Source organism: Bacillus sp. FSL M7-1345, from assembly GCF_038006985.1.
GTDB lineage: Bacteria > Bacillota > Bacilli > Bacillales > Bacillaceae_G > Bacillus_A > Bacillus_A cereus_U.
The window spans coordinates 996,276-1,015,376 of sequence record NZ_JBBOWG010000001.1 but is presented as its reverse complement, the minus strand read 5'-3'; the positions used below and the strand labels follow the sequence as shown (position 1 = coordinate 1,015,376).

The window sequence follows — 19,101 nt, the reverse complement described above, 5'->3', positions numbered from 1 at the left end:
CACCTCTCTACGTCTAGTATGGTCAAATAAATGATGAAGAGTAAAGCTAGTTATCGTTGCATAGCCTGTGCAACTTGTGCGTTACACCTTATAATGGCGCCATTTCATACTCTATGTCATGCAGATTTCATATGTTTTTCTTCTATAATAATTTCCCGAACAATAATACAAATAACGAATACTAGTAAAGACAGGACTAGACATAAAAAATACGCCATTCCTTCCTATCGTTCTCCAGAAAGAATAACGCATATATCCATGTTTACTCATCCGTTTTCGGTTTATAAGAAAAACCCGGATATTTCACAACAGGCCACTTTTCTTTACGTAAAGAATCCATCAATTGCGGGCCAACATGTACATTACTTTCCACTATTTCTTTAGGAGTCAGTGCCATCCATTGATTTAACGATACATCTTCAAAACGGTTACTTTTAAACATCTCTAAAAACCATAATGTTTCATTGCCTGTGTTTTGAATATAGTGTCCAGTCGCAAACGGTACATATCCGACATCACCAGCTCTATAATCAAATGTACGAGCTGTACCATTTCCAAGAAACACCGTCATTCTCGCTTGCCCGGTAAGATAATATTGCCACTCATCATTATTCGGGTGCCAATGAAGCTCTCTCATTCCACCAGGCTCAATTTCAACGAGCGCTGCTGCGATTGTTTTTGAAATAGGGAAATTCGTAGAATCTACAATTCGAACGCTACCACCAGGTGTCTTAATCGGTTTTTGTTTTAACAGTTCATGTTTAAACGTTAAAGGAACTTCTCCTTCTGGCGACTGAACTTCCTGGCTCTCAAGCGAACCCGGCACCTCTCCTTGATAAATATAAACTTGATCTGAAGGAATGGAGTTAAAAGCACTCTCTGGTACTCCGAAGTTAGCCGATAGAACTTCTTTTGGCGTATGTGCAAACCAGTCGGAAATAGCTAAGGTAGATAAATCAGAAAAGTGTCCATTATCGAATGCGAGTAGAAATTCACAATGTTCCAATCCTTGGATGGAATGCGGAATTCCAGGTGGGAAATACCAAAGATCCCCCGGACCAACATCAGCAATAAAATTCCGTCCATTTTGATCAACTGCAGTTATTCGTGCCCGTCCTAAAAGCATATACGCCCATTCCGCTTCCTTATGCCAATGAAGTTCACGCACCCCACCGGCTGTTAAGCTCATATTTACCCCAGCAATCGTAGTCGAAACCGGAAGTTCCCGAACAGTAATCTCCCGAGACCACCCACCTTGTTTTAAGATCATAGAAGTGTCTGAGAACGAAAATTTCAAGTTAGGAACTAATCCCGCATCCGTAATAGGCGGCACGAGCATATTCGGATTTTGAATATCCCGCATAACATTACGCGGCCCAGAATCAATCGCACCTGCTCCATCACTACGGATTGGTTGTGGTATACTCCCTCCCACTTCATTAACAGTACGTTTTTTCATCGTAACGCTCCTTTTTCATCCGATTATGAAGTAAAAAGCCTCCATCATAGTGTATGAATTGGGCTTTGGATGGTTACTGTGACTATTGAGTTGAATCGGGAAAAGGCCTGTTTCTCCTTGTCTTTTTGCGCCAATAAATTGATATTCCATGTCGAATCGTTGATATATTTCCGGAAATAAAAAAGTGGATAACAAGATGTTATCCACTCTCCCATAATTATAATAAAACCGAATCTTTATCACTATCCTGATTCCGTTTCTCTCGTTCTTCTTCTAAGCGCTTCATATATACTTCGCCTTCTTTTTCGATAAAATCGTTATCCATCTCTTGCTCTTTTTTCGAAGTATATAAAACCATGTAGCCACTCAATACAATCCCAATGATTACAAGATAAATCCACCATGGTAAAATTTCCACTTTCGTTCATCCCTTTCCTTAGACAAGCCTTATTAGTTTCACTTTATGAGGAAAGAAGTGGATTTATGCTTAAAATTTCATTGTGGATTCTCCGCGAAGAACGCTTGTACATATTCCATAAACTCGATTGGCTCTTGACGGAACGGTGCGTGGTATCCTTTTTCAATGATATGAAACGTACTATTTGCAAATAACTGATGATACAGCTCACCATTATTCCAAGGAACGCTCTTATCGTGCCTACCCCAAATAATTAAAGTCGGCACCTTAATTTTATCCGCTTCCATCGCAATGCGGCGCTCTCTCATTTTCGTAAGCTGATCATAATGCTTTTTATCATCGCGACTATTTTTCACTTCATTTTTATTATAATCCGTAATCTCTGTTACAGTTTGTAAGTCCGTCGATAGTGGCGTCACTTCATAACTTTCTTTTTGCTGGAAAGATTCAATCCCTGTAGAATCCGCTAAAACGAGATGGGTAACCGCGTCCGGATATAGATACGCTAAATTAAGGGACATCTCTCCCCCCATCGAATGACCAAGTACCGCAAACTGATCATATCCAAGTTTCTTCATTAACTTATAATATAAATTCACTTGCGCAGGAAACGAATACTGAAAATCAACCGGCTTAGAAGAACGCCCAAACCCTAAAATATCAACAGCGATAATCGTATGATCTCCCGCGAGTTCCGGATAAATATCACTAAACCCATCTGAAGAACCACCAAACCCATGAAGCATAAGTAAAGGCGGTTTTCCCTCACCAATTTGCTTAAAATAAATCGTCTGTCCATCAATCTGCGCCATCTTCTCTTTCGTATTTATCTTCATCATAACAGTATCCTTCACTTCTTCAACCTTCGCAATCGGCTTATCGACGAAGTTACATACTACTAAAAAAACGAGCACAATACCGCTAATCATATAAAACTTAAACCGTTTCAAAATCCCCGTCTCCTTTCTCATGTTGCTATTTAAAGTTTTTACATTTTTTGGTTGTTTTATGATTAATTTTAATTGTAACTGAAATAGTTACAATTATACTAAAAAAATATTACTCACTGCTATTACCGATGGTTGTTATGTAACCATTATAGTTACGCATTAAAAGTAAGTCAATTATTTTAATGATAAAAAAACAAGCAGTTCCAGCGATTCGCTAAAACTACTTGCTCTTCTACTTATTATCTCTATTTTTACTCTTTAATAAATTCCTTAGTACTTCTCACTGTATCAATCGGACGAACTAATTTTTCGATTTCTTCACGCTTTGGCTCTAAGAACGGAGGTAAAGATAATTTCTCTCCAAGCGTTTCATATGGCTCATCTCCCATAAAACCAGGGCCATCTGTTGCAAACTCGAATAAAATTTGCGGCGCAACTCTTGCGTATAATGACTCAAAGAAGTGACGATTTACATAACCAGATGAAGGGAGTCCAACTCGACTTAGTCGCTCAATCCACTCTTCTAATACAGCTCGATCCTCTACGCGGAATGCAGCATGGTGCACTGTACCAAAACCTTGTTGTGCTTCAGGAAGAACCGTATTATGTTCTACAATGACAGAGGCACCATTTCCACCTTCGTTTACTTCAAACAAATAGAATTCTCCTTCTTGAGCAATCTCTTTAAATAATAGAACTTTTTCTAGTACTTCTTTGAAATAACTAAAGTTCGCGATACGAATAAATACAGGTCCTAATCCAGTAATTGCATATTCTAATGGAACTGGACCGTTTTGCCACGGTGTACCTGATTCTATCCCTTTATCCAATTCGTCAGAGATTAATTGATAGTGTTGATCATCAAAGTCAACGAAAGAAAGAGTTTTCTTACCGAATTGCTCTTTAATTCCTGTATGTTCCACTTCAAGGCGGTCAAAACGTTTCACCCAATATGCTAATGCTGCATCAGTTGGAACGCGGAATGAAGTTTTTGAAATTTCATTTGTACCGTGTACTCCTTTTGGAACACCTGGGAAGTCAAAGAATGTCATATCTGTTCCGGCACTACCTTTATCATCTGCAAAGAATAAATGATACGTTTGAATATCATCTTGGTTTACTGTTTTTTTAACGAGACGCATTCCTAAAACATGAGTGAAAAATTCATAGTTCTTTTCTGCACTACTTGTAATCGCTGTAACGTGGTGTATTCCTTTTAATTGGTTCATTTTATATTCCTCCAATAGTTTTCATTTATATGTTAAAGTTGTATTTTTTCTTCTATTACTTCTCTTCAATCGGAGCTAAATTCGCTTCAATTTCTTCTCGCTGATCTTCTAAGAACGGCGGTAAATCAAGTTTTTCTCCTAGATGCTCCACATCTCCATCTACTGTAAATCCTGGTCCATCTGTCGCAATTTCAAAAAGGATTCCGTTTGATTCACGGAAATATAAGCTTTTAAAATAGAAACGGTCGATAATTCCTGAAGAATGGAAACCTCTTTGTTTCACCTGTTCTTCCCAATAGGCAAGCTCTGCACTGTTTTTCACACGAATTGCTAAATGGTGAATACTACCGCGCCCCGGTTTTTCAGAAGGACCGTCCAAATATTTCACAACTATTTCTCCAAAGGCTTCTCCTTTGATAGACTGAAAAATTGCTTCTTCGTCATTTCGGCTAACCTCTGTATAACCAAACATCTCTGTAAGTGTACTCGCCATTTTATCAAGTCTACGCACTGTCATTTCCACAGAACCCATTCCTTGAATTTGATGTTCAGCAGGAACTTCCGATTTCTCCCACGTTTCCCAATGCGTAACTTTTTCCCCATTTGAAACGAGTAGCACGAAACGAAGACCTTCAGCATCCTCAAATTTCAAAGCAGGACGATTTGCATATGTTGTCATTTCACTATGTTTCACATCAAATTCCTCAAATCGTGCTTTCCAGTAAGGCAAACTGTCCTCTGAAGGAACGAGTAATCCAATTCGAGTAATTGCATTTGTACCACGATATGTTTTTCCTACTAAAGGAATTTCAAAAAATGATAATTCCGTACCTGGGCTTCCTGTTTTATCTCCGTAAAATAAGTGATACATTGACGGATCATCTTGATTTACCGTCATTTTCACACGGCGTAAACCAAGCACGTTTTTATAAAAGTGATTATTTTCATTTGCATTTTTCGTAACCATTGAAATGTGATGATGCCCTTTAATTTCATACATCGGTGATTCCTCCATTTCATTTTACTAGTCAAGTGATAACTAAAAAAATAATATACTTCTTAGCTTTTCAATTTATTCTCATTATGTTTTTATAGCTTAGTCATAGTTTTTTACTAAATAAGCTGCATTGATAGAATTCATTCATAAATTATTTTACTGTGTAAGACGAAAACAACTGAGTGTATGTTTTTCATATGACTCATTTGCTTTCGTTACTATCACTTTACATCTCAAGTGATTAAAAAGCAAGCGAAATATCTCAAATTCGAGATGTTTTTTTGATTAAATAACATTTTAGGGTGTAGAATCGTTAATTTCTATATGGGGTAGCGTCACATCGCCATCAAGCTAAGAAATTGGTAGTTCCCCAAAACGAAGAAAATTTTCGTTCTGGGGGGTGGTATGAGATTTTAACTTGATGGGCATGGGGTACCGTCAGCATTTCGGAGAGAACCATACTAAGCAAAAAATACAATAAGCTGCCCATATGGACAGCTCATTTACATAATTATCGAACTCGGAAGTTAATTATAAGATCTGAAGAACCTTTTTGACCGCATTTATTACATATTGTGGCTCATCCTTTTGGATATAGTGTCCACTGTTAGGTGCTATATCTAAGGAACTATTAGTTGATAAATCCAATAATTCCTTTTGCATATGCAACCATAAGTTTTGTGCATCAGTGGAATAAAAAGCCTTTTTTCCTGCAGAAAGAATAATAACGTTTGTATCTATAAGTGTTTTTCTGTGTAATCGTACTTCTTCTAGACTCTTCATAAATTGATCGTATGTACCTTCATAAATAAATTGTTTATTATAAGCTTCTTGGAAATCTGAAGGCATGATGGGAAGAAATCGTTCTCTGTAGTCCTCTGGGGTTGAATCCACAAGTATTAGCCCTGCTACCTCGCTTGGATATAAAGATGCGTATAAACGAACATTTAATCCACCAAAGGAATGCCCCACAAAAATATAAGGAGGCGTTAATTGTAATTTTTTTAGTAATGTTCTTAGCTCTTTTACCATCTCAGAACTAACTCTATTGTTCGGACTAGAATCACTCTTTCCTAAACCAGCTCTATCATAGACCAGAACTTTTGTGAATTCTGCAATTTGTGATACTATTTCATTCCAAGCTTTAGAGTAATCACCATAACCTGCGTCCATTACTACGGTTGGAGTTCCTTTATCACTTCCAAATATTTTTGTATATAATTGAAAACCACCTATATCAACAAATTCCTCACGTTCTAAAACCTTTTTCATTCAGATTTAACTCCTTCTATATTCCAAGGTATAACAAGTAAATTATTTAATAAATTGTATCATGGATGGAAAAGGAAAATTAGAAATCTATTTTGAATACCATATACACGCTAGGTTAACATAACGTCTCATTATCGGTAGCAAAGAAAAAGGCGAATCCCTTACTTCCATAAGGGATTCGCCTTTTTTTCTTTTTATCAATCTATGCAATTTTTTATACATTCCTATCATAGTGTGAGGTTTCGGGTTCTCATTTGTTACTGGATTAGCCGAAAAACTGTATAAAATCTTGTATGCTCTTAGCGTGGTTTTTTCTATGGAATGCTGTCGATACCTTTTTAATGCATAAAGAAAAGACACCCTAAGCTGCCTTCCTCCGACTTGAACCACTTTAATTTTAATAATATGTATTGGAATACCGTCCAAATATTATTTTACCATGTTAAGTTATGTTGTTCATTGAGAAGTATGAATCAAATTTATATTTTGTTCAAACTATCTTTTTGAAGAATCTTCCAGCATTCCCTCTAGTTCTTTTTTGATTTCTTCAGGTTTCATCTGGTCAACGGGTTTATAATTACAGTTAGCATCATAGTTAGCCGAATCCTTTTTAGGATCATATGTAGATGGTGCTCCTTGTCCTGCAGATGAAGAAGGAACTGAGTTGGAATTCGTAGTAGTATTAACAGGTTCTTCTTTTTTCTTTATTTGATTCATATCAGAATTATAATCTGACTTAGTGTATTTTTTATTATCATTAATTACTAATTCTTTATAAAAAACATCCATTGTGTATTGGTCATTGCCATCAGAAATATGGAGATTGTCATAAATGCAACGGTTGTCATTCCCACATTTAATTAGGCTTGAAGATCCATCTAGCTTATTAACAGCATCTTGCATCACTTCATATTTTTCCATTGTTTCTAAATCAGAGAATCGTTCATCTACATTTATATTAATGTTTACTGAAGTTCTATCTTCCTTTTTACCACCTTCTTTGTAACTAGCCTCTTCAATATACGGAAACAACTTGCTATCTTGTAATTTCTCCGTAGCATCTTCTTCTACAACTTTCATATCTGCTGAACAGCCAGTGAATATAAGACATGTAGCAGCCAATAATATCCCAATAAACCCCTTCTTCACATACATCACCCCTAAATTTATTTATGTACGATAATAAAATAAAAGCACCCTTTCGAGTGCATTATTATTAATTTACTTGATTACACCACCAGAAACTCCGGTCATTGCCATAATATCAATTATTTTATCTGTTGCATTGGATTCTTCTCCACCGCCATAGTAGGCGTTTAATGCATCAATAAACCAATATGCGTCGGCTGTTACTGATCTACCTGCAGATTTCATTGATTCAATTACGGTTTGAACATATATAAATTTATCATCAAATGATAATTCAACCCAATCTCTACCAGTGGCGCTTTTAATCTTTTCTACTTCTTCATTAGCTGATGAAGAAGTACTAGTTGAAGGTGATGGGCTACTGCTTGCAGGTTTATTAATTGTATCAGGTTTGATATATTTTCCATCTTTAGCACTTGCATCGTAAATAATATTCTTCTCATCAGCACTTTTGTCTTTATCATCTAAGTGAAGCCAATCCCCAGTTAAATCAGGAAGATTATAGTTTGCATAGTATTCGTGTTTATCAGTTTTTAAAACTACATTACCCAATTCACATCTTACGCCTTTACCACAGAATAACTCTCCTTCACGATCATTACCTTGCGGTGTTCCGCTCTGTTTTTTGATGATTTTTCCTATAGAAGCTAAGTATTCATATTGTTCTTTAGGTTGTAAGCTATCAAATGAATCATTAAGTGAAGCTACGATGTCATAATAATAATATGGATTTTCAGCATTTTGATCTGATTTTTCTGTTTCTTTGTATGTTACGGATTTTAGATGGTTTTTAATCTCTTTATCCTTTGATATTCCGGAGACAATACCATCTAAATTCTCAGGGGTATACTCTGGCCCACCACAACCCGATAAAATAAACATTGCGGTGATAATAGTGAAAATGATTCTTTTCATAGTTTTCCTCAATTCTTGTTGTTTTTTCTAGATAGGGGTCCCGCCACATGCCCATCAACCTAAGTTTATGTACTAGCCCTTCAGCAAACCTTTTAAATTACATTCTTTCATTTCTTTATACCACTTCATTTTTTCTTGTCTTTGAATCGTTTTATGTACATCTGTAATAGTTGGAACGACATCATCACCCTTATAATGAAACGTTTTTCCTACTTTTTCGACAGGAAGACGAAAAAAACGCTTTAATGTTAAATATAATTTTGGTTCAAGTAATGTTGTAAAATACATCAATTCTTTTTCCGTCATATATTCTGTTAAGAAGAAGAGGATATTCTCTAACATTCCTTTGCCTCGAAATTCTTTTAGAATTGACAATTTATCAACTTCCATGACCGTTTCCAATTGACCTTTCAGCTGTTCGCATTTAGAAAATGGAAATACCTCATTTTTTATATTGTATTTCTACACATCCAATGGCTTGACCATCTTTCCAAAAGATAAATTGGTCGGTTCCTTGAAAATATTCTAATTCATACCCTTTTTCATTCCAACACTCTTCCCAAATCCGGTTAAAAATCACTTTTTCCTGTTCTGTTTGGACTTTTGTATACATAGTTGTTCCCCTTTTTTCATGGTGTTTTTTGTATTATAAAAAATGCACAATAAAAGTGCTTCTTGAAACCAATGTTGTAATAAAAGCGTTCAGTTTAGTTACAATCCTTAGCGTACAAAAATCAAGGTGTCAGATGCCAAAAAATGTCTTAACGTGGGTTATATGTCATTTGGTTGGCGGGACCCCAGATACAGATGAATTCACTAATTACAGAGACAGTTAGTATCTTATTGCTAAATTTCGCTTTATTCTTAACTATGACTGATTCAACAATCCCTTAGATTGATAGGCAACCGATTTCTATGTAACTATTTAGATTCAAAGAATATGAAATTATGTTGATAAGTTTCATATCGAATCATGAATTCATCACCAGTATCAACAAGTTTTGAAATATAGCCGTCTATCTCAGCGCCTTTATATATTTTTTTGGGTAATGGATTAGGAGTTATAGCGTGTTGAGGATCGTCATATACTTGATCTTCTTTCGATACTAATTCAAAGTGTAAATCATCTAACGAGTAGATAAAGTCTTGTGTCTCAGCGTCTACTAATTTACCTTTCACTTTAATTAGTACCCATTCTTTTCCTTCTGGAGCAGGTCTATTAGCTGGCTCTGTTTGTTTTAGAATTTCATAAGCTTGATCTCCACGAATTACTTTTGGAATAGAAATTTCAACTTTAGCTTTGATTTCTTGTGGGTTTTTACCATTATTATTATTTGAAATAACATCGTCCACTGTTACAATTTCGTTAATTACTATAGGGTTAGAACGGATACCTCTAGTAGGGTCAGTTTTTCCTTCTTTAAAATTCTCTTTCTTCATTTTTTGTTTTGATTGCTCTTCTTCTTTCGTTTCTATTGCTTGGCTAGCTTTTTCACTAGATCCACAAGCGGATATCCCTAATAGTAAAGCGCCGCATGTTAGGGATATGAACAGTTTTTTATTCATTATTATGTATCCTCCAGTACTGAAATGTAAGATTTCCTGGAATATCATAACAGACTTAGTTATGATATTTTTGTCGTATTTTGTCGAATATAAATAAAAAAGACACCCTAAGGTGCCTTCCCCCGACTTGAACCACTTTACTGGAAATTAAGTAAACACGTCCTATAAAACAGAATCATTTATTTTCACCAGATTGTTAGTGTACAAATACTAGAGAATCCAGATCGTTTGTTTGGCTAGATTAAAGCAATGCCACGGCGCTATCAAGCTAATGTAAATTAGTATCCCTACAACGAAAAAAACGCTATTCTTTTTGTAGAAAGTAACAAAACAATTGTACATGACACCCAATATATCAAAGACTGTTTTCTTCTCATATCGATGAGATTCCCTTCCGTTTTTTTGTAAAAAATTAAACAAACGAAGTAAGATTTTTGATAGTTCTTGAGTATGTTTTTGTAGAGGTTGATGGACATGGGTACTATCCCTATAAGACAATCATATATAACTGAATACATGTATGCAACTTCATTTCAAATCTCTATATAACCATTAAAAAGGCTGCAACACAAAAACAGGCAATGGGGAAAATGCTCTCCATTGCCTGAGAATAAATGAAATGCCGGGTGTATGATTTAATTTCCATCCTTCTTATAGACGATGTAACTAGGTTCATTATAAATCCACTCATCTGTACCAATTCTTAACCAACCGTTCTTTTCTTCGTATACTGTAACTTTTTCACCTTTGCTTGCTTTTCTAACAACAAGGTAGTCAGCTCCTGCCCCGCTTCGAACATTTACCCCAATACCATTAATTTCAGCCGTACCAATTCCTTTTTGAACACTACCAGTTTCAATTACTTGAAGCATGTTTAAAATGAATACTGCTGTTTCACCACGAGTTGTTGTTCCTTTAGGGACATACAGATTATCCCCCATACCTTTTACAATACCTAAGCCGTATAATCTTTGTACAGCTTCTTTATAGATAATTTGATCTTTATCTGCAAATGGTAAGTTTGCCAATGGCCCATTTATTTCTTTATACTGTAAAGCTCTATTTACAATGCTTGCTGCTTCTTCCCTTGTAATAGGTGTGTTAGGGTCAAAATAACCGTCTCCTCTACCAGAAATGATGCCTACACTTGCAGTACGCTTAATACCATCTCGTAAAGTTGGATTTGCATCATTTAGGTCTTTAAACGTTGCATCTCCAGCTGGGAGACTTAGAGACTTAGAGATTAATTGAGCAAACTCAGCTCTTGTTACGGATCTATTAGGTGCAAAAATACCGTTTCCTTCTCCTACCATAATACCTCTTCTATTCAAATCACGAATAGCTGACTCATACCAACCTCCTGTTATATCGTCTGTTGGTTGATAAAATTTATTATAATATCCTTCAACGCCACTTACGAATGGAACCCATTGCCCACTATTAATCATAATAGCAGGACAGTTTTTACCACTCCATTTTTGGTGTTTTACAACATTATTTAATGGTACACCTGTTTCTTTCATTAAATAAGCTGCAAGTTTCTTGGCGTTATCCACTGCCTTATTGTAGTCACCATCGCTGTTAACTGCTATTTCAATTGCAATAGATTCTCTATTACCTGAACCATCCCCGTCTCCTGCATGCCATCCGTTCTCGTTTAATGGTAAGTGTTGATAAATCTCTTTATCATCTACTGTAAAGTGCCATGATGCAGCCCGGTCTGTGTTCCCTACTGCTTGGTTATATAAATATTGAGCGTGGTTTTTAGCCCCTGCGCCTACACTTTTATTATCAGTTTCATGAATTGTAATATACTTTGGAATCATATGGTTTTGAGGGCGAATATTATCGTTTCCTTCTGGAACAATCCATTCAGTAAATGGAACGCCATTTATAGTACTAGAAACTTTAGGTGCTGAGAAAGAAAGACTACGTTTTGTTCTATTTGAATTGTTAGGGATCGTTAATGTACCCGTTTCTTCATAAATACCTTCTGAACTTTGAAGACTGTCCACTTTCTTATTATCGACAGTACCTCCACCACGTCCGTCTACTCCTTCAAAACTCTCTTCAATACTTTTTAAAGCTTGTTCGTCTGATACTTGAAGTCGGGCAGTTACAGCTTGTTCTTGAACACTTATGGATTGATGGTTATTTACCGATTGTTGTTCTTCTGCAATCGATACCATCGGTGAGGATAATACGGTTAGTCCGGCTGTTAATACTACTACTTTTTTATTAAATCTAATACTCATGTTTAATTTAGTATATCTCGCTATTTTAGTAGATATACCTTCCTCCTTGCACTTCTTTTAATGTGAATCATAATAGTTAGAGACCTAAAAATAACACTTTCATTTTTCATTGCATATAATCAATCGAAATCTCTAAATTCTCCTAGATATATCAATATTTAAAAGTATTTCAAACATTTATCAAAGAGAATGATAGGAACTAAAAAAGTTCTCTTGTGCCATTTCAACCATACTATACATGATGATACTTCCACTCATACACTTACAAAAATATCATCAAAATAACTTTTGAAATGTATAAAACAATACATAATATTTTACTTGATATTCCGTTTGTTTTCTATGAAATCCACAAATTCTTGAAAAATCTTTGCTATACGGGGTACCGCAACATCACTATCAAGCTAACAAAACAAAATACCCCCTAAAATGAAAAAATACGCTATGCTTTCTGTAGAATCATAGGAAAGGATGGCGTTTTTGTATGTCTATTTCTGTATCTGATGAATTACAACTATTTGCTCAAGAAATTCAAAGCTTCTTATCCCCAAATATCTTACGAGATTTTGCTAGAGATGTTGGTTTTGTTCAACGAACCAGTAAGTACCAAGCAAAAGATTTAGTCGCTTTATGTGTATGGATGAATCAAAATGTCGCTACGACGTCTTTAACTTAGTTATCTAGCTGTTTAGAAGCATCGACAGAAGTGCTCATCAGTCCCGAGGGACTGAATCAACGATTTAATAAGGCGGCCGTCCAACTTTTACAACACCTACTAGCCGAACTATTAAGCAAAAAATTGACCTCATCTATGCCGATTTCTTCTCCATATACTTCTGTTTTCAAGCGTATTCGTATTTTAGATTCGACTGCATTTCAACTTCCAGATCCTTTTTCATCCGTTTATCCAGGTGCAGGGGGATGCAGCCATACAGCAGGAGTAAAGATTCAGCTTGAGTATGATTTATTAAGTGGACAGTTCCTTCATATTCATACGGGTCCAGGGAAACAACATGATCGAACCTACGTTTCCCTGTGTGTTCCAACTGTGACAGCGAATGATTTATGTATCCGAGATTTAGGGTATTTTCATTTGAAAGATCTTCAACACATACAAGATAAAAAGGCTTACTATATCTCTCGTATTAAATCAAATACACGTATTTATCAAAAAAATCCCACCCCTGATTATTTTCAAGATGGAAGAATCAAGAAAGGTACAGAGTATATCCAGATAGATATGGAGGTTTTAATGAACTCTCTTCAACCAGGACAAACATATGAAATATCCAACGCTTATGTAGGAATGACGGATAAAGTCCCAACTCGTGTGATTATTCATCGGCTAACAAAAGAACAACAACAAAAACGATTACAAGATCAAGCTGTAAGAGAGAAAAAGAAAGGAATGAAGTATTCCCCTCGTAGTAAACGTCTCAGTGGTATCAATGTATATATGACAAACACCCCTACAGATATTGTCCCGATGGAACAAGTACATGATTGGTACTCTTTACGTTGGCAAATCGAGATTATATTTAAAACATGGAAATCATTCTTTCATATTCATCATTGTAAAAAGATAAAACGAGAAAGATTGGAATGCCATTTGTATGGGCAACTGATTGCCATTCTACTCTGTTCTTCTACCATGTTTCAAATGCGGCAATTACTTCTTATGAAAAAGAAACGAGAACTGAGTGAATATAAGGCCATATATATGATTAAAGATTACTTTCTTCTTCTTTTCCAAGCTATACAGAAAGACACCCAAGAGCTATCAAAGATTCTAATTCGTTTGTTCAACCTCCTACAGCAAAACGGGCGAAAATCTCATAGGTATGAGAAGAAAACAGTCTTTGATATATTAGGTGTCGTTTACAATTGTACCATGTCTAATAATCAAGCGGCTTAAATCAAAAAAATGAAACCCATTAGGGTTTATTTCGTATGCAAATCTTTCAAGTCCCTACACCTAGCCTTTAGAAAAAAGAAACACCTTTTACTATAATTGACGTTGTATGAGCTTAGCTTGATAGCGATGTGGTTCTACCCCTATAAGCGCAAAAAAAGACACCTTAAGGTGTCTTCCTGCGACTTGAACCATCTTAATTTTAATAATATGGGGTACCGCCACATGCCCATCAACCTATATTTGTACCATCTGAGGAACAAGGCACCATACAGGGTAATCCGAAAATCTTGAGAGGTATTGTGTATAGTATGCTTACCTCAGGTACAACAAAAGAGCCTTACCTCTGTAGGCAAGACCCCACTAGTGTAGTTGTATAGTATTTATATAACAACTAAGAAACTGAAAACATATAACACCAAGTAGCAGAACCCTAACATTCCGCCTACAGCTAGTACCTGTTTACCCCAGCTCTTGAGTTTCAGATTACTGTCAATCGCTTGCACTCTTTCCATATATCGTTTCCTCCTATTAAGGAGAACCCTTGAAGACTCTCACCTCGCTATGATACCATTAAGAGATGACTAATAGAGGTCTAAATGTATAAAAATGCAATATTTCATATTAAAATGAATTATTATTATATATATATATATAAGCACTTACTATAATAAGGGTGTAAAGATTCACCACATCATGTATGTCTCCTTATTTACAGTATAAACTCCTCCTTCGCGGAACTGAAGGACTTCTAATCGGTTTGGCGGAACAACTCGGTAACAAATAAGGACGTGCCGTTTTATAAAAAGCCTTTACTGAAATATATATTGCTGCAGTAAAATTGAAACAGAAAAGCAGTGTGAAAGTAATTCTAAGAAGTCGGGTACGTCATATAACACAACATTCACGCTACAGGGTTCGTGAATGTTGTGTTGTATACCAATCCGTCTCGATTTGAAGAAAATTCTTATTCAATAAAAGGGCGCTTTTCCAGAGCAAAAAAGCCAAGTTTCTTAATTTTAATATCGAGAAATTCGGCTTTTTTATTTTGGGATTTCCTTAACGTTGTAAATCCGCATTTTTCTGAAGCTACCCCCTGCCCATCTAGCTAAGATTTTAAAGTACCCCCTAAATGAGAATGCAGGGATACTCGATTTGTAATATTACCGCAACAATGGTAATGATCATTCCGAAAATTAAAAATACAATTCTGATTCTACGGTTATTTCCGTTTGTTTGATTGGATTTTGAGAAAGTGTAAGATAAATTTAAAACAATATAAAACCACGTGGGGTAAACCAAATCCAAATACTGTATTCTACACTCTATTTTTTACTTTTCTAAAACAATTCCTGCTATTTTATTAGCATATTTTTTAGAGTCAAATTCATCATAGTTACTTAGTACCGCAACAGACAAATATTCTTTTGGAAACCTCATGAAGTGTGAACGATAACCTGCCCAGCTTCCTGAATGTTCCAGGTATCGACAATTAAAACCTTCTGCAACTCTCAGCCCAAAAGCATAATCTTCATTGTCAATAATCGATTCTCCAGTTGGAGAAATTTCCGGACCTATTTCGCTCATTCTTTTAACAAGGTCTTTTCCACCAACGGTACCTATAGTTAAATTCTCTCCCCATTTTATCAGGTCTTCAACTGTTGTATGAACTGCCCCATCCCCTGTATGTTCCCAAGGGCTTTCATAGATTTTATATGTTCCTTGTTCATTCTTCGAATATCCGCTAGCAATTGATATAGTAGTTGGGTAGTAATCCACAATTGTTGTGGCCCTCATATTTAAAGGGTCAAAAATACGCTCCTTTTTAAACTGACGTAGAGACTTGCCACTTACTTTCTCTATCACTTGTGATAATAAAAAATATCCTGTATTGCTATACTCAAATTTTGTTCCAACTGGGAACCTTGCAATTTGATGACTTTTAAGGTGTTCTAGCGATTCTTCCACAGTTAATGTATCAGTATATTTAATATTTGCTGCTTCAGCCAATTCCATATAATCAACTAGTCCACCAGTGTGATGAATTAGGTGTCTCAATGTTACAGGTTCAGCATATGCTCCTATAGAAGGGACAAACTTTACAATTGAATCATCTAAATTCAATTTCCCCTCTTGTTCTAAGAGTAATATAGAAAATGCTGTAAATTGTTTAGAAACTGAAGCAATATTAAAAACGTTTTTGGTAGTTATGGGTAGATTCCCCTCTATAGAAGCTAAGCCAACTGCACCTTTATAAGTTACTCCGCTATCGAAACTAGCAATATATGCAAAGCCAGGAGCTTTTGGCGAAAACTTGTTAAATAATTGTTTAATCGATGTATGTGTCTTTTCATTATATGTATTATTCATCTCAATCACATACCCTTCCCTTTAAATGATTAGAAATATATTAACCTGTTCTCTTTTTCATATTGAATCCAATTGGACTCCGTATCGGATTATGAAATCCAACAATGGGATGACCATCTTCAGGCTGGTTGCGCAGACCTACTTGGATACTTCAGTTTTGGATTCCCTTTTGCATCATTCCAATATAATTTAAATTTTAGAATTAGATTACACATTTTACTTCAACTCAAAACGACATATTTTATATTTGACTACAATAAAGCACCATCACACTAATTTCTTTAGTTTCTAAATTCTTCTCTTTATAGAGAGCTTGAATTTAGTGAGTGTTATTATCCCCGACTTTACGGAAGTACCTCTTTCAATTCCAAAACCACTCATGGCAACGTAATAGATATTTTCGAAATGAGGGAAATAGCATCTAAATCACAGATGTTATTGACCAAAATATCTATTTCACTTTCAGATTTAGGACCGATGTACTAGCGAATATGAAAACTATTTACCAGTCCTCTGTGAAGATAGGTTTTAATAAAATATTCATCTCCCTTATACCTTATACCTTTTCCCAATTTCGGTTATAGTCTACAATTTTTATAGTCATCGACATCTTATTCCATAGTGTTTTACCTTTTCGATATGAAAATCCGAATACCCGTTTTAAACAACTAAATTATATTAGACTATATTCACAAAAAAGCAGGGGGTTTCCAACTCTTTATTTTTCATTGTAGTTTCAAATGTAGTATTGGGTAGTGATGCCCTGCATTATCTGTAAGTTCCCCATTGACTTCAGCTAACTAGTTCAAGTGAGAGTGTCAAGAAAGTAATCCTGTTTCTTTTGCCTTTTGTACGGCTTCTTCTCGATTTTTAACTCCTAGCTTCTCATAGAGATTGGAGGCGTAATTTCTTACCGTTCCGTTTGACAAGTAAAGTTTCGAAGCTATTGTTTTATAACGGCTTCCTTGTGATAATAGTTCCAAAATCTCTAGTTCTCGTTTCGTTAATCCATACTCTTTTCCATCTGATCGTGATTCAAATGATCCTGTTTCTTCATTTTCTTCCCACATTCTATGGAACAAGTCATGATTAATCATCGTGCCTCCTCGATAGACTAGACGAATTGATTCAGCTAGTTCACGCGAATCTATGGACTTCAATAAATATCCATCCGCACCATTTCGTATGATTTCTTTTGCCCTTTCTGTATTCTGAAAGGTTGACAGAATGAGTACACGAATGCCCGGCCATTTTTCCTTAATCATTTTAGTCGCATGAATTCCATCCAGATTGGGCATCTCTAAATCCATTAATACTACATCTGGTTTTAGTCTTTCACACAATTCCATAGCCCGTGCTCCATCTTCAGCCATTCCCACTACTTGTAAATCCTCCTGTCCATCCAAAATTGTATGAAGGCTTTCTCGAATAAAAGAATGATCATCGACAATACACAGGCGGATTTGTTCATTAGACAGTTGTGCTTGTTTCGGTAAAACACATGAAATTAACGTCCCTTCCCCCTTTTTGGAATAAACAATGACCCTTCCCTGAGACTGACTCACGCGCTCTTTCATTGCAGTTAATCCAAAGCCATCCTTCCACTCTTCGACCCCACAGCCATTATCCTGTACATCCAATCTTATCTGTTGTGGTTCAAAGTGAAGTGACACAATGATTTCTGTGGAATGCCCATGGCGAACAGCATTTGTTAGTGATTCCTGCAAGCTCCGATATAGTGTCATTTTTGATTGTTTGGAGGCCATATACTCTTCCCCTATTATTCGAGTACGTACATTTACTTTTGCATGTTTCTTAAATTCCTCTGTCAATTGTTGTAATGTGACAGCTAAGGGAAGCGATTCTTGTGATAAATCCAATTGATGTAAATACAGTCTTACTTCTTCCATACTGTTACGGGCCAATTGTAATAATGAATCGAGCTGTTGCTCTGCTTCTTTAGACTTTAATTCCATACGTAATGTTTCCATCCCCATAATAATTGAGGTATAGGAATGCCCCATCGTATCGTGTAAGTCTTTTGAGAGCCTATCACGTTCCTCGAGTAATGTAATCCGCTCAACTTGGGATACGTATTGTTCCAATACATGTTTCTGGTTCCGAATAGTTTCACTTTGACGGTAATTAATAGCCAGTAAACGAAAGAAAGAGCCCATAGCAAAAGCTAAACTGAGTTGTAGGATGATTACCCATAAATCTGTTACTTTGGAAAATATCGCAATGAGCAACGGGAACAAAATAATTGTGATAGGACCCGACCAGCGGTAAGATTTATGAGCGCTATTTGCCGCAATCATAAAAGTTGGCATTAAAAAAGTAAGATACGCTGACGGAAATAATAAAGTTAAATAGAAACACACTCCGCCAAATAATATTATTTCAGTAAACAAATAATAGCGATAACTGAACATTAAACAAATCCAAGGTACTGAAAATGAAACGATTTCCCAAAGAATTATGATCCAAAGTGGTACTGTCAAATGATCTTGTTGTTGGATAGTCGTTGATATCAATGATAGCCAAATAATAAAACGTATACAAAGTAAGGCCCAATCATACCAGAACCATAGTTTCAAAGTCTTAAACAA

The 19,101-nt window shown here is 35.8% G+C and carries 14 protein-coding genes and 1 pseudogene; 1 reads left to right on the top strand and 14 read right to left on the bottom strand.

The window, feature by feature from the left end; translation table 11 throughout:
- Positions 1-262: 262 nt before the first annotated feature.
- The 12 genes from MHB76_RS05230 to MHB76_RS05170 all read right to left on the bottom strand — a co-directional run bounded on the left by MHB76_RS05230 (position 263) and on the right by MHB76_RS05170 (position 12,210).
- Positions 263-1,459, bottom strand: coding sequence for an oxalate decarboxylase family bicupin (locus MHB76_RS05230; RefSeq protein WP_078174801.1), 1,197 nt, complete (start codon positions 1,457-1,459; stop codon positions 263-265).
- 217 nt (positions 1,460-1,676) lie between these two features.
- A complete protein-coding gene (locus MHB76_RS05225) occupies positions 1,677-1,877 on the bottom strand; it encodes a sporulation YhaL family protein (protein WP_002064098.1) in 201 nt (66 codons plus the stop codon).
- Positions 1,878-1,954: 77 nt separating this feature from the next.
- Positions 1,955-2,827, bottom strand: a complete 873-nt coding sequence (locus MHB76_RS05220; protein WP_016104075.1) for an alpha/beta fold hydrolase — start codon at positions 2,825-2,827, stop codon at positions 1,955-1,957.
- A gap of 251 nt (positions 2,828-3,078) precedes the next feature.
- Positions 3,079-4,056 carry a ring-cleaving dioxygenase gene (locus MHB76_RS05215; RefSeq protein WP_002159024.1) on the bottom strand — a complete coding sequence of 326 codons (978 nt, stop codon included), beginning with the start codon at positions 4,054-4,056 and terminating at the stop codon, positions 3,079-3,081.
- 55 nt (positions 4,057-4,111) lie between these two features.
- Positions 4,112-5,056: a ring-cleaving dioxygenase gene (locus MHB76_RS05210; RefSeq protein WP_078174802.1), complete on the bottom strand. Its 945-nt coding sequence runs from the start codon at positions 5,054-5,056 to the stop codon at positions 4,112-4,114.
- 528 nt (positions 5,057-5,584) lie between these two features.
- Positions 5,585-6,325, bottom strand: a complete 741-nt coding sequence (locus MHB76_RS05205; protein ID WP_340985881.1) for an alpha/beta fold hydrolase — start codon at positions 6,323-6,325, stop codon at positions 5,585-5,587.
- A 495-nt stretch (positions 6,326-6,820) separates the two neighbouring features.
- Positions 6,821-7,480 (bottom strand): hypothetical protein, encoded by a 660-nt coding sequence (locus tag MHB76_RS05200; RefSeq protein ID WP_340985880.1) that lies wholly within the window; start codon positions 7,478-7,480, stop codon positions 6,821-6,823.
- 66 nt (positions 7,481-7,546) lie between these two features.
- A complete protein-coding gene (locus MHB76_RS05195; protein WP_078174804.1) occupies positions 7,547-8,389 on the bottom strand; it encodes a membrane lipoprotein lipid attachment site-containing protein in 843 nt (280 codons plus the stop codon).
- 72 nt (positions 8,390-8,461) lie between these two features.
- On the bottom strand, positions 8,462-8,731 hold the full coding sequence (locus MHB76_RS05190; RefSeq protein WP_139358344.1) for a hypothetical protein: 270 nt from the start codon (positions 8,729-8,731) through the stop codon (positions 8,462-8,464).
- A 100-nt stretch (positions 8,732-8,831) separates the two neighbouring features.
- The gene (locus MHB76_RS05185; RefSeq protein ID WP_176108033.1) at positions 8,832-9,002 is read right to left on the bottom strand and encodes a hypothetical protein; all 171 of its coding nucleotides are present in this window, start codon (positions 9,000-9,002) and stop codon (positions 8,832-8,834) included.
- A 308-nt stretch (positions 9,003-9,310) separates the two neighbouring features.
- Positions 9,311-9,955 (bottom strand): hypothetical protein, encoded by a 645-nt coding sequence (locus MHB76_RS05180; protein ID WP_078174806.1) that lies wholly within the window; start codon positions 9,953-9,955, stop codon positions 9,311-9,313.
- Positions 9,956-10,590: 635 nt separating this feature from the next.
- On the bottom strand, positions 10,591-12,210 hold the full coding sequence (locus MHB76_RS05170; protein ID WP_078174808.1) for an S-layer homology domain-containing protein: 1,620 nt from the start codon (positions 12,208-12,210) through the stop codon (positions 10,591-10,593).
- 484 nt (positions 12,211-12,694) lie between these two features.
- Here MHB76_RS05170 and MHB76_RS05165 point away from each other — a divergent pair.
- Positions 12,695-14,125: pseudogene (locus tag MHB76_RS05165) on the top strand (IS4 family transposase).
- Positions 14,126-15,454: 1,329 nt separating this feature from the next.
- Here the strand turns inward: MHB76_RS05165 and MHB76_RS05160 are convergent.
- Together MHB76_RS05160 and MHB76_RS05155 are read right to left on the bottom strand one after the other, a co-directional pair.
- Positions 15,455-16,492, bottom strand: a complete 1,038-nt coding sequence (locus MHB76_RS05160) for a serine hydrolase domain-containing protein (protein ID WP_078174830.1) — start codon at positions 16,490-16,492, stop codon at positions 15,455-15,457.
- Between the two features lie 818 nt (positions 16,493-17,310).
- Positions 17,311-19,101, bottom strand: coding sequence for a helix-turn-helix transcriptional regulator (locus MHB76_RS05155; protein WP_078174809.1), 1,791 nt, complete (start codon positions 19,099-19,101; stop codon positions 17,311-17,313).

Coding starts and splice junctions, on each gene's coding strand:
- MHB76_RS05230 (WP_078174801.1), bottom strand. CDS start 1,459: ATGAAAAAACGTACTGTTAATGAAGTGGGAGGGAGTATACCACAACCA.
- MHB76_RS05215 (WP_002159024.1), bottom strand. CDS start 4,056: ATGAACCAATTAAAAGGAATACACCACGTTACAGCGATTACAAGTAGT.
- MHB76_RS05210 (WP_078174802.1), bottom strand. CDS start 5,056: ATGTATGAAATTAAAGGGCATCATCACATTTCAATGGTTACGAAAAAT.
- MHB76_RS05205 (WP_340985881.1), bottom strand. CDS start 6,325: ATGAAAAAGGTTTTAGAACGTGAGGAATTTGTTGATATAGGTGGTTTT.
- MHB76_RS05200 (WP_340985880.1), bottom strand. CDS start 7,480: ATGTATGTGAAGAAGGGGTTTATTGGGATATTATTGGCTGCTACATGT.
- MHB76_RS05195 (WP_078174804.1), bottom strand. CDS start 8,389: ATGAAAAGAATCATTTTCACTATTATCACCGCAATGTTTATTTTATCG.
- MHB76_RS05190 (WP_139358344.1), bottom strand. CDS start 8,731: ATGTTAGAGAATATCCTCTTCTTCTTAACAGAATATATGACGGAAAAA.
- MHB76_RS05185 (WP_176108033.1), bottom strand. CDS start 9,002: ATGTATACAAAAGTCCAAACAGAACAGGAAAAAGTGATTTTTAACCGG.
- MHB76_RS05180 (WP_078174806.1), bottom strand. CDS start 9,955: ATGAATAAAAAACTGTTCATATCCCTAACATGCGGCGCTTTACTATTA.
- MHB76_RS05170 (WP_078174808.1), bottom strand. CDS start 12,210: ATGAGTATTAGATTTAATAAAAAAGTAGTAGTATTAACAGCCGGACTA.
- MHB76_RS05160 (WP_078174830.1), bottom strand. CDS start 16,492: ATGAATAATACATATAATGAAAAGACACATACATCGATTAAACAATTA.